We start from the raw sequence: 11,948 nt of genomic DNA on the forward strand, positions 1-11,948 counted from the left end.
TCAAGCCTGCATATTGATCCGAACCGGGGTCATGGTCCTTTTCGAGGTCATGCCTCATGATGATGTCCGGGTCGGATGCCTCAACGTGCGCAACGCGGTCCTGGAAGTCCGCAGCCGTTTGAACGAGGTCACCGCAACCACCGTCCCGGTGGATCATCACAGGTCTGGCGTCAGGCCTGCAATCTCAGGGTGGGTATGACGGTCAGGCAGGCTGCTTCCCCCACTCGAACTCGGTTCCATCCACCCAGATACAATGAAGGATGATGGCGAGCTTTCGGGCGACCGCGACCTGCGCCTTCTTCATGCCACTTCGCTTCGCAAGCCGCAGCCCCCACGCCTTGAGCGAGCACCACCGCTTGGTTCGATGGAGCAGCACGCTGGCCGCCTCGAACAGATAGGCGCGTAACAACCGGTCGCCCCAGCGCGAGATTTTTCCCGTGACGTCCATTTCACCCGATTGCTTTCGGCGGGGCGTAAGTCCGAGATAAGCGCCAACCTTTGCCGCATTCTGGAAACGGGTTGGATCGTCGATCGTGTGACGATATGTCAGGGCCGTGACGACGCCAATGCCCGGCACGGTCATGAGCCGCCGCGTCGTTTCATCCTCTCGCGCAAGGTCGCGGATTGTTCGGTCGATCTTTTCCAGTTCGCTACAAGTCTGTTGGTGCACGGATAGCAGCGGCCGAAGAATGGGGCCGAGAGCATGGCCATCGGCGATGAGGTCGTTGACCCGCCGTTGGAATTGCCCGCCGGCAGCGCGTGGAAAGAGCAGACCGCATTCCTTCAGCATAGACCGCATCTGGTTTTCGAGGTCGCGCCGGACCCGTACCAATCGGGATCGACACACGAGGATGGATCGCGCGGTCTGGCTTTCTTCACTCTTGACGGCAACCTCCCGATACCAGCCGACCCGGACGAGTTCCGCCAAACCGCGAGCATCATTCTCGTCGCTCTTGTTCATGCGAACGGACAGGGCCGCATGGGCGTGACGCGCATCGATGCAGACCACGGGCAAACCGGTGCGCTTGAGTTCATGCCAGAGCCAACTCGACATGGCGCCCGTCTCGAGGCCGACGCGTTCGGCATTGGGAGCTTTCTTGGCGATGACCGCCGCCAGCACGCCCGGATCGGATTTCACCCGGCCCTGGTGTATGGGCCGTCCTGCCTCATCGACGATGCAAATCGACGTTTCCTTTTGCGATACGTCCAGTCCGACATAGTGCTTCATGGCGATGCTCCTCCGTTACGATGATTTCTCGCATCCTGCAGCTGTCGCGCCCAAATGAGAACAACGGCAGCAATTACGTCATCGTGTTCAGAAGAGGGACCCCCTTTTTCGGATATGATGTTGGTTTGTTGAAGATGGCCTTGCGCTGCGTGCGGCGGAGGGCGGGCGTAGCCCGACCGGAGGCGCGCGCAGCGCAAGATAGATTTTTGAAGGCGCCGAAGGTGGCTGTCAGCTGCGGTTTTTGAAGCGCCAGCTGTCGTTGCCCGTCTCGACGATATCGCAGTGGTGGGTGACGCGGTCGAGCAGCGCCGTGGTCATCTTGGGATCGCCGAACACGGTCGGCCATTCGCCGAAGGCGAGGTTCGTGGTGATGATGACGCTGGTCCGCTCATAAAGCTTGCTGATGAGGTGGAACAGCAACTGCCCTCCCGAGCGGGCGAACGGCAGATAACCGAGCTCGTCGAGCACGATCAGGTCGAGCCGCGACAGCTGCGCCGCCAGGGTCCCGCCTTTGCCGATCCGGGTCTCCTCTTCGAGGCGTGTCACCAGATCGACGGTGTTGAAGTAGCGGGCGCGAGCGCCCCTTCGCACGACATTGGCGGTGATCGCGATGGCGAGGTGGGTCTTGCCTGTCCCCGTGCCGCCGACCAGCACGATATTGCGGCGAGGCGGGAGGAAGGAGCCATCGTGAAGGGAGCGGATCATCTCCTCATTGATCGGTGTGCCCTCGAAGCTGAACCGCTCCAGGTCCTTCACCACGGGCAGCCTCGCAGCCGTCATCCGATAGCGGATGGAGGCTGCATCCCGGTGGGTCGCCTCAGCACGGAGCAGGTCGGTCAGTATCTCCATGGTGGTGCGCTTGCGCTGGAGGCCGGTGGTGACCGCCTCGTCGAACGCCGCCGCCATGCCCTTGAGTCCGAGGCCGCGCATCGTGTCGATCATATCATGCCGCTGCATCATAGCCTCGCAGCAGATCATAGCGGGCACAGTCGGCGAGCGGAGGATGCTGCAGCATCCGGTCTTCCGAAGTGACGATGCTGTGGGGTGTCGCCGGCTCGCGGCGCCGGGAGAGGATGTTGAGGATCAGCTCGTCGCTGGCCGTTCCGTTCGCCAACGCTTCGCGCACGGCAGCCTCTACCGGCTCCAGGCCATCGGTGAGCACCGCCGAGAGGACCCGCACGAACCTGCGATCGGCCTCGTCCCCGGTGCCGAGCCTTCGCCGTAATCGGTGCAGGGCGGGCGGCAGATCCCAGTCCTGGAACGGTGCGCCGTTACGCAGCGCGCCGGGCTTGTGCGCGAGGACCGGCAGATAATGCCAGGGATCGTATATCGTGCGGTTCCGACCGAAGTGGCGCTCATGCTCCCCGACGATCGCATCGCCGCAGCGTATGACGATGCGATCGGCATAGGAGCGCACCTGAACGGTCCGGCGTGCGGCCGTCGACATGACCGAGTAGCGGTTGCGATCGAAGCTGATGAGGCAGGTGCCGGTGACGGCATGCTCGCTCTCATGGAAGCCGTCGAACGGTGCCAGGATCGGCTGCAGGGCCGGTCGCTCCATATCCAGCGCCTCGGCGACGGTAATATCCCCGCGTTCGGGATGGGCATGATGCTCGGCCCAGCGCCGGCACTCGGCCTCCAGCCACCCGTTGAGCTCGGCCAGGCTGGCGAACCGGAGTCGCGGCTGGAAGAAGCGGCCTCGGATCGTCTGGACCTGCTGCTCGACCTGGCCCTTCTCCCATCCCGCCGCCGGCGAGCAGGCGGTCGGCTCGACCATGTAATGATCGGTCATGATCAGGAAGCGGCGGTTGAACACACGCTCCTTGCCGGTGAACACGGCCGTCACCGCCGTCTTCATATTATCGTAGATACCGCGTCGCGGCACACCGCCGAAGAACGCGAACGCCCGGGCATGGGCATCGAACAGCATCTCCTGGCCCTCGCGCGGATAGGCCCGGACATAGGGTGCGCGCGAGTCGCAGAGACGCATATGCGCCACCTTCACCCGCATCGGCTTGCCGGCGATCTCCACATCCTCGTGGCTCCAGTCGAACTGGTAGGCCTCACCCGGCTGGAAGGTCATCGGGATGAACGCCGGTGCGCCTTCGCCAGCATCCTTCCGCCGCGCAGCACGCCAGCGCGCCGCATAGCGGCGCACCGCATCATAGGATCCATCGAACCCCTCGCGCACCAGCAGGTCATGGATACGCGTCATCCGTAGCCGATCGCGGCGGCCGCGACCTTCGTTCTCCTCAAGCAGCGCATCGAGACGATCCTGATAAGGACCGATCCGCGGCAGCGGCTGGACTTTGCGCTGATAGTTGAACGCCGCCTCCGGCGACCGGATCGCTTTGCGGACGACCTTCCGCGACAAACGAAGGTCACGAGCGATCGCCTTGATCGCCTTACCCGCTGCATGCTCACGCCGAATCCGAACCACTGTCTCCACGATCAACATCCCGTTCTCGCCAACTGATCAAAACCAGTCGGCCGACTAAATCCCCGGGATGAAGGGGTCCTTTTTGCACGCCGATCACCCCACGAAGGGGGTGCCTATTGCACGCTGATCCTCACCCACAATTGTTATCACAGTCCACGCTCCAAGCGCGACGGTGCCTCGCTGATAGGAGGATCCCCGAAACCGAGCCTAGCTGGGATTCAGTGAATGAGACGCGGGTCCAACTGGAACGGTTCGTTCGCAATAATCGTCACCCGGCTCATCTCGGCGTGTCGGACGTTGAGCAGGATATTCCATTCCTGCGGCACAACGACACTTCGCACCCGAAGAGATAATGCTTCTCCATTGACGAGAAAGGCATCACCCTGGGCGAGGCACGCTGCATCGTCGGCGGGATCGGCATCGAACTGATACGATGGCGCATCGTCCGGAACCTCGATAGTCAGAAGACGCAGATCATCGGGGAGCAACTCGGCGGGCAGGTCGAGATGCACGAGTATCTCCAGAACCGCGAGAGAGGGTGTTGCTGCCGTATAGATCATGGGCCGGCCCGCCGAGTTCCAGCGCCCGCCCCAAAGACGGGCGCCCTCCCCGTCCAATGCGATATGGGCGGCCTTGCAGAGCCGATAGACGATCACGCAGCAATGCCGTGCTCGATCCGTCCCAACAGGGCTTCAACCGCACGCGCGCCGCGGTCGGTATCGGCCATCGCGAGAGGCGTCTCGTCATCGAGAGCGCGGTTCTTGCGGTTCAGCCAGTGCTGTGCCTTGTCGGGATTGCCGAATACTTCCTCGGCCGCGGCGACGATGCCGACTACGCGCAGCAGGCGATCGGACTCGTCCTGTTCCAGTGGCTGCGCAGCCTGCTTGCGCCGCTTGAAGGTGCGAAGGTTGATGACCTTGGGGTCAAGCAGATTGAACGGAAGCCCGGCTGCTTCCAAAAAATGCTCTACCGCCTGGGTCGGCACGCCGCGACGCACGAGGCGGACGATATCCCGCTCGTTGTGAAGCGGTCCCGTCACCGCCTCGCCGCCAAGCAACTCCTGAATTCGTGCAACCGCCGTCATCTTACACCTCACAATATGCCGATCTGATACCGGCATATTGCAGATATAGGTTGGCAGGGGGCAATCGGCAAGCCGCTAAATCCGGTCTTCTATCCACAAGGGGAAACGCGCAGTCCAGAAACGGAGAGAAGTGGACCTCGCTATCGACGGCACAGCAATGAGCTGATGGGTTAATAGTGGGTGTTGAGACTGCGGGCATTGCGCACACACGGAATTTTGCCGGCGTGGGAGCGCGCTTTCGTCATGCGCCAACAGAGAAAACATCTTGCGCGGCATTGGTAACGTGTTACCTATCTCCCGACAGAGGAGATCAAATGCCATGCAAAAGCTGCACGACCGCATTATCGAACAAGGGCTCGAGGAGAATGTCGCCGAGTTGGACCGGTGGGGATACACCATATTCCACGACGAGCGCACCGACCGGATTGTCGATGACGTCCGTGAGGCAATCATTCGCACCGTGGCGGCAGGAGATGAAGAAAAAGCCCCGACGCGTTTCACGATATTGGGCGAGGACCCCATCTTTGCCGACGCCATATCGACGCCAAAGCTTTTGACACTGGTCGAGTATCTACTCGGCAAAGGCGCACTTTTCTCGCAATTGTCCGGCTCGCGCCGGCGCGCAGGAAAAGGCTCTCTCGGTCTCCACGCGGACAATAGCTGGTTTCCCGCACCCTTCCCGGAATGGGAGATCATGTGCACGGCCTGCCTGGTCACCGACGAGTTCACCGAGGAATCCGGCGCGACGCTTGTCGTTCCGGGTTCGCACAAGCTGAAGCGTCATCCATCGCCCGAAGAACGCGCAGAGCCGGAAGGCGCGCAACCCATCGTCGCATCCAAGGGCGCGATCTGCCTGTGGGACGGATCGGTATGGCACGGCAATTACCCACGCCAGATCCCCGGCGAGCGTGTCGTTCTGCACATGACGTATACGCGGATCGGCATGCAGCCGATCGAGAATTACGACCATCTGGGCGAGGATTGGTTCGCCGGCAAGGACCCCGAACTCCCCCGCTTGCTGGGCCGGGAAATCTTCCTCGGACGCAGTCCGACATTCAAACAGAACGACCGCGAGTTGCTGCGCAAGACATACGACCAGGTCCACGGGTCGGAATTCTGGCAGAAGCGCGGGATTACCTGACGGGGATCGCTGCTCCGCCGGGATAATCCTGAATCGCTTTGTCGTAAGTCCGGGCGCTCATGTGCAGCCGCTCGACACATTGCGGCATAGCGACGCCGGCAAGCGCGAGCGAAAATCCAAAGCAGATTTTCTGTCCGGCGAGCCAGATGTCGAAATCGCTGGACGCCCAGTTGCGCAGGTTCGCCGCAAACAGGTCGGTGAGGATTTCGGCGATATTCGTGATGTCCAGATCATCGCGCAGGAAGCCCTCTTCGATCGCCCGGCGAACCATATTGGCATAGATTGGCAGCATCTCGCGCGCGGGCTCGGTTTCGTCGCCGCCCGAAAACGCCTGGGTTGCCCGGAACAGCGCCCGATAGAAGGGCTGCTCGCGCGCATAAAACTCCATGCCGAGCAACGTCCGGTCGAAGAACATCTCGAGCCGATCGATGGACCGGTAATTTCTGACGATCTCCCTGAACTCTTCCTGTTCCGATTTGAGCAGTGCGCGGATGATGCCGTTCTTCGACCCGAATACCTCATAGGGCGTGCGCAGACTGACCTGCGCGCGCGCCGCCAGCGTCCGCATCGGCAGATCGAAGTTTCCCGTCTCGCGAACAATAGCCTGCGCTGCCTCCAGCAAGGTCACAGCTCGCTTATCGAACATATGGCCGCCCCGGCCCACCCCGTCTTCGGCATCCGTCATAACACCGCCGCTATATCGTCTGTTTCACCTCCTGCAACCCACCTCATTGACTAGCCGATCGCGCGATGGCATGCCGTTGGTAACGTATTACCATAAGATTCGCGCGCGATCGATGGGCGTGAAAAGTGGAGAGCAGGATGAAGGAAGCTGTCCCGGGGTTGCCCCCGGCCATCGATGCCACGCCTTCGCCCGATATCGGTGGGGATTCTCGCGATAACAGGAGCGCCGACCGGCTCTCGATCAGGACGAAATTGGGATATGGCCTCGGTGAAATGGCCGAGGGCGTGAAGACCGCGACGCTCGAGACATTTCTCTTTTTCTATTATGTCCAGGTCATCGGGCTGCAGGGCTCGCTGGTCGGTCTCGCCCTTCTGATCGCCTTGCTGTTCGATGGCATTTCAGACCCGCTGATCGGACAATTGTCCGACCGGACCGCTACGCGGCTCGGCCGCCGGCATCCCTATCTCTATCTGGCGCCGATACCGCTCGCTTTCGCCCTCTATATGCTCTTCGATCCGCCTGCAGGCCTCGGGCAATGGGGGACGTTTTTCTGGTTGCTCGGTTTCACCGCCTTCTGCCGGCTGATGCAATCCTTCTATTTCATCCCCCACATGGCGCTCGGCGCCGAACTTTCGACCGATTTCGACGAGCGGATTTCGGTGTCCGGCTACAGAAATATCTTTGCGTTTACGGGGCGCTTGATCGTCCTTGCGGTCGCTTTCAGCATATTCTTTCGCGCGACCCCCGAATATCCGCAGGGGCAGTTGAACGAGGCGGCCTATCCCCCGCTCGCGCTGACCTGCGGCGTGATTGCGCTGATTGCGATTCTGGTGTCCGCCGCAACAACCCAAAAACGTGCGATGCAATATTATTCCCGGATGCAGTCGCAAGGCCGCGGCCAGTTTCACGAACCGATGCTCAGCAATCTCGTCAATGCTTTCCGGCTCCGCACCTTCGCGATCTACTTCATCGCGATCCTGATTTCCTATGTCCTCGGCGGCGTGCAGGCGGCCCTCGCGGTGCACGTCAACACGTTCTACTGGAAGCTGCCGACATGGGGGATCCAGTGGGTGTTCCTCGGCGCGGCCTTCGGCTTCATGCTGGGCTCATTGTTCGCTCGCGCACTGGCCGACCGGTTCGACAAGCGCACGGCCTATGTGGCATCGGTCGTGTTATCGGTCGCGCTCAACGTGGCACCGATAGGTCTGCGAGAGACAGGCCTCCTCACCCCTCCCGACAGCCCCGAAGCCTTGACCGCCCTGCTCGCCGCGGCGGCCTTTTTTGCATCGCTTGCCGGCGGCCCGGCGATGGTGATTGCCGGCGCCATGCTCGCGGACATCGCCGATGCGTATGAGCTGCGGTTCAGGAGCCGCAGCGAGGGCTTTCTGTTCGGGGTCAGCGCGTTCACGCGGAAGGCGGCGCTGGGGCTCGGCGGGGCGCTGGCCGGGGTCGCGCTCGATCTGATCCGCTTCCCCCAAGGCGTCGCGGTCGACGCCGTGCCGCGCGACGCCGCCGTCCATCTGGCGCTTCTTTATGGCCCCATGATGCTCGTTTTCACCGCAATCGCGATGTCGATCATGTGGTTCTACGACCTCGACCGCGACAAGCATGCCCGCATCCTGCACGAACTGGAATCGAAAGAATGACGATGAATTTTGCTGACCCACGGTGGATAGAACGGATCAAGGAGCTGCTGGCACAACTGGTCGCTGACAGCAGTGACCGCCTGGCAGGCCATCATTTCTCGCTGTCCGAAACCTTTACCTCCGTTCCTCCCGAGGGAGGAACCAGCTTCTGGGCCGCCCAGATCGAAGACGGCGCGGTTCGGTTCAGCGATGCGCCCAACCCTGACGCCGATTTTGCGCTGGTTGCCGAGCATGCGGCTGCGCTGCCGGGGGCGATGCTGATCTATGACGGCGCCACGAAGGAGATGCTGGACGCGGCCAACGATCACCGGCGCGCGATGATTGCCGAGGGACGCATGACGATCCGCGTCGGAAACCACAAGGCGTCGGAACCGGTGATGGCGGTCTTGCGCCAGCTTCACGACACGATCGCGCGCGAAACGGCGGCCTAGATCATGCAGAAACTGTTCATAGCCAATCGTGGCGAGATTGCCGTTCGTATCGCTCGCGCAGCAGCCGCTCGCGACATCCTGTCCGTCGGCATCCATTCCGTTGACGACGGCGACGCCTTGCACATCCGCAGGACCGATGAGGCGGTCGCGCTTCCCGGAACTGGCCCCGCCGCCTATCTCGATGTCGAGGCGGTCGTCGGCGCAGCGCGCAAAGCAGGCTGCGATGCCGTCCATCCCGGCTATGGTTTCCTGAGCGAGTCCGCTGAACTTGCCCGGCATTGTGAAAAGGCAGGCCTGGTCTTTGTCGGCCCCACGGTCGCGACGCTGGCGTCGCTCGGCGACAAGGCCAGGGCCCGCGCGATCGCGCTGGCGGCCGGGATTCCCGTTCTGCCCGGAAGCGACGGGCCGGTCGACGTCGAACAGGCCCTCGCCTTTTTCGATCGTCACGGCCCGATGATGATCAAGGCGGTGGCCGGTGGCGGGGGGCGCGGCATGCGGCCGATCAACGATCGCGAGGCAGTCGCCGACACGCATCGGCGCTGCAGTTCGGAAGCGCTCGCCGGTTTTGGATCGGACGCCGTCTATTGCGAAAAGCTCGTCGGCCGCGCGCGTCATGTCGAAGTCCAGATCGTCGGCGACGGCACCGGTGACGTCGTCCATCTGTGGGACCGCGAATGCAGCTTGCAGCGTCAGCGGCAGAAGATTGTCGAAATGGCCCCCGCACCCGGTCTCGACATGGCGCTGCGCCACCGACTGTTCGATGCCGCCATCGCTATCGGCAGGGCCGTGAAGTATCGCGGCGTCGGGACGGTGGAGTTTCTCGTCGATCTGGATACCGGCAGCTTTTACTTCATCGAAGCCAATGCCCGGCTGCAGGTCGAGCATACGGTGACCGAAGCCGTTACCGGGCTCGACCTGGTCGATATCCAGTTGATGCTCGCAGATGGAGCGTCGCTCCGCGACCTCGACCTGCTGCAGGATCGGATTCCAGCCCCGCGCGGCATTGCCATTCAGGCACGCGTGAACGCGGAAACGATTGGCGCGGACGGGATGCCGCGGCCGTCCGGAGGCCGCATCCGCCGTTACGAAGTGCCGGCGGGCCCCGGCGTGCGTGTCGACGACTGCGGCAGCCAAGGATATCAGCCCAATCCCCGCTTCGACAGCCTGCTCGCCAAGGTGATCGTCACCGCGCCGACCGGAGGTCTCGCGAGCGCGACGCGGCTGACCGACCGCGCTCTCGGCGAGTTTTCCATCGACGGCATCGACACCAATCTCGCCTTTCTGCGGGCGCTATTGCAGCATCCCGAGGTCGCGGGCGGGACGTTCGACACATTGTTCATCGAGCACAATCTGGATCTGCTTCTCGAACGTGCAAACGAATTGAAGCCCGATCCGTCGCTCAGCCCCGCCGACGAAGCACAATCGCCCGATCGCGTGATGGAAGCGCCCGCCGGAACGATCGCGATCGCGGCACCGATGACCGGCTCGCTCATCGCCCTGCTGACGGAAGCGAACGAGGCGGTCGCGGCAGGCCAACCGATCGCGATCATGGAAGCGATGAAACTCGAACATGTCATAACCGCGCCAACCGCAGGCTATGTCCGGCTATCGCCGCACGCGGTCGGTGCAGTTATATCGGAGGGCAATCCCATCCTGTTCTTCGAGGAAGCCGATGTCGGCCTGTCAGCGATCGAGGCCAGCGCGGACTTCGACCCCGACCATATTCGCGCCGACCTTGCCGAATTGCAGGCACGCCGCGCGCTGACGCTTGATGCCGCCCGCCCCGATGCCGTCGCGAAGCGGCGGGCCCGCGGATATCGGACGGCGCGGGAGAACGTCGCCGACATCGTCGATGAAGGCAGCTTCATCGAATATGGCTCGCTGGTCATCGCGGGCCAACGATTGCGCCATCCGGTCGATCACCTCGTCCGCACGACGCCAGCCGACGGCATGGTCACTGGGATCGGGCGGGTCAACGGCGACATATTCGGCGCCGATGCGTCGCGCTGCGTCGTGATGTCATACGACTATACGGTCCAGGCCGGCACACAGGGCCTCAAGAATCACGAAAAGACGGACCGAATGCTGGAATTGGCCGAGCGCTGGCAGCTTCCCGTCATCCTGTTTGCCGAAAGCGGCGGCGGTCGCCCCGGCGACACCGACCGGCCAGCCGGCGGCGGCATATTCAATACGCGCGCCTTTGCGCTGCAAGGTCGCCTGAGCGCGCTTGTGCCGCAGATCGCGATCGCCAACGGCCGCTGCTTCGCCGGCGCCGCCGTTTTGCTGGGATGCTGCGACGTCGTGATCGCGACAAAGGACACCACGATGGGCGTCGGTGGACCAGCGCTGATCGAAGGCGGCGGCCTCGGCGTCTACACGCCGGAAGAGGTCGGCCCGGCCGATGTCCAGGCGGCGGGCGGGGTCATCGACATTCTGGCCGAAGACGAAGCCGATGCCGTGCGGATCGCGCAGAAATATCTGTCCTATTTCCAGGGACGCCTGCCCACGTGGGAGGTTGCCGACCAGCGGCTTCTACGCGGCATGGTCCCGGAAAATCGTCTGCGGGCCTATGATGTCCGCCAAATCATCGAGACATTGTCCGACATCGGCTCGGTCCTCGAGCTTCGTGAAAAATTCGGCCGCGCGGCGATTACCGCGCTGGCGCGGATCGAGGGCCGCCCGGTCGGCATCATCGCGAATAACTCGGCATATCTGGGCGGTGCGGTCGATGCCGATGCCGCGGACAAATGCTCGCGATTCATGCAATTATGCGACGCGTTCGACATTCCTATCGTCGTTCTTGCCGACACGCCGGGCAATATGGTCGGCCCGGAAGCCGAAAAGACGGGGCTGATCCGGCATTGCTGCCGGATGTTCGTGACCGGCCCGAACCTGACGGTTCCGCTGTTCTCGGTCGTCCTGCGTAAAGGCTATGGCCTTGGCGTGATGGCGATGGTCGGCGGCCACAGCCAGGCGCCCTTTTTCACCCTGTCGTGGCCCACCGGCGAATTCGGCGGCATGGGACTGGAGGGTGCAGTGAAGCTGGGATACCGCAAGGAGATGGAAGCGATCGCCGATCTTGACGAGCGGCAGCGCTGGTACGAACAGCGCGTCGCCGCATCCTATGAAAACGGCAAGGCGATCAGCACCGCGATGGGTTTCGACTTCGACGAAGTGATCGACCCCGCCGAAACGCGGGCGCATATCGTCGCGGGGCTCGAAAGCATTCCCGCCCCCGTGCGAACCGGCAAGAAAAAGCGCCCGTTCATCGACAGTTGGTGATGAAAAGAGGG

10 protein-coding genes are annotated in these 11,948 nt (G+C 62.7%); 4 read left to right on the plus strand and 6 right to left on the minus strand.

Annotation, left to right across the window (positions count from 1 at the left end; all coding sequences use genetic code 11):
* Positions 1 to 202 precede the first annotated feature (202 nt).
* The 5 genes from ACVENA_RS14215 to parS form a co-directional block, all read right to left on the minus strand.
* Positions 203 to 1,228: an IS110 family transposase gene (locus tag ACVENA_RS14215; protein WP_449325887.1), complete on the minus strand. Its 1,026-nt coding sequence runs from the start codon at positions 1,226 to 1,228 to the stop codon at positions 203 to 205.
* A 228-nt stretch (positions 1,229 to 1,456) separates the two neighbouring features.
* Positions 1,457 to 2,185, minus strand: coding sequence for an IS21-like element helper ATPase IstB (istB, locus tag ACVENA_RS14220; protein ID WP_031304487.1), 729 nt, complete (start codon positions 2,183 to 2,185; stop codon positions 1,457 to 1,459).
* A complete protein-coding gene (gene istA, locus ACVENA_RS14225; protein WP_021238707.1) occupies positions 2,172 to 3,686 on the minus strand; it encodes an IS21 family transposase in 1,515 nt (504 codons plus the stop codon). Before istA ends, istB begins: the two co-directional genes overlap by 14 nt.
* A 200-nt stretch (positions 3,687 to 3,886) precedes the next feature.
* On the minus strand, positions 3,887 to 4,324 hold the full coding sequence (locus tag ACVENA_RS14230) for an RES family NAD+ phosphorylase (protein WP_449325888.1): 438 nt from the start codon (positions 4,322 to 4,324) through the stop codon (positions 3,887 to 3,889).
* Positions 4,321 to 4,752, minus strand: coding sequence for a type II RES/Xre toxin-antitoxin system antitoxin (parS, locus tag ACVENA_RS14235; RefSeq protein ID WP_449325889.1), 432 nt, complete (start codon positions 4,750 to 4,752; stop codon positions 4,321 to 4,323). The genes ACVENA_RS14230 and parS overlap by 4 nt, the downstream gene beginning before the upstream one ends.
* A 319-nt stretch (positions 4,753 to 5,071) precedes the next feature.
* On the opposite strand from parS, the gene ACVENA_RS14240 reads away from it, so the two are divergent.
* On the plus strand, positions 5,072 to 5,893 hold the full coding sequence (locus ACVENA_RS14240; protein ID WP_241940809.1) for a phytanoyl-CoA dioxygenase family protein: 822 nt from the start codon (positions 5,072 to 5,074) through the stop codon (positions 5,891 to 5,893).
* Here the strand turns inward: ACVENA_RS14240 and ACVENA_RS14245 are convergent.
* Positions 5,886 to 6,539, minus strand: coding sequence for a TetR/AcrR family transcriptional regulator (locus tag ACVENA_RS14245; RefSeq protein ID WP_449325890.1), 654 nt, complete (start codon positions 6,537 to 6,539; stop codon positions 5,886 to 5,888). The genes ACVENA_RS14240 and ACVENA_RS14245 overlap by 8 nt on opposite strands.
* Before the next feature lie 176 nt (positions 6,540 to 6,715).
* Here ACVENA_RS14245 and ACVENA_RS14250 point away from each other — a divergent pair, with 176 nt between their 5' ends.
* Genes ACVENA_RS14250 through ACVENA_RS14260 form a run of 3 tightly spaced genes read left to right on the plus strand, consistent with a single transcriptional unit; the run spans position 6,716 to position 11,937 of the window.
* Positions 6,716 to 8,224: an MFS transporter gene (locus tag ACVENA_RS14250; RefSeq protein WP_449325891.1), complete on the plus strand. Its 1,509-nt coding sequence runs from the start codon at positions 6,716 to 6,718 to the stop codon at positions 8,222 to 8,224.
* The gene (locus ACVENA_RS14255) at positions 8,221 to 8,655 is read left to right on the plus strand and encodes a hypothetical protein (RefSeq protein ID WP_449325892.1); all 435 of its coding nucleotides are present in this window, start codon (positions 8,221 to 8,223) and stop codon (positions 8,653 to 8,655) included. Before ACVENA_RS14250 ends, ACVENA_RS14255 begins: the two co-directional genes overlap by 4 nt.
* Before the next feature lie 3 nt (positions 8,656 to 8,658).
* Positions 8,659 to 11,937, plus strand: coding sequence for a carboxyl transferase domain-containing protein (locus ACVENA_RS14260; protein WP_449325893.1), 3,279 nt, complete (start codon positions 8,659 to 8,661; stop codon positions 11,935 to 11,937).
* The last annotated feature ends 11 nt before the right edge of the window (positions 11,938 to 11,948 follow it).

The organism is Sphingopyxis sp. 550A (assembly GCF_053569535.1).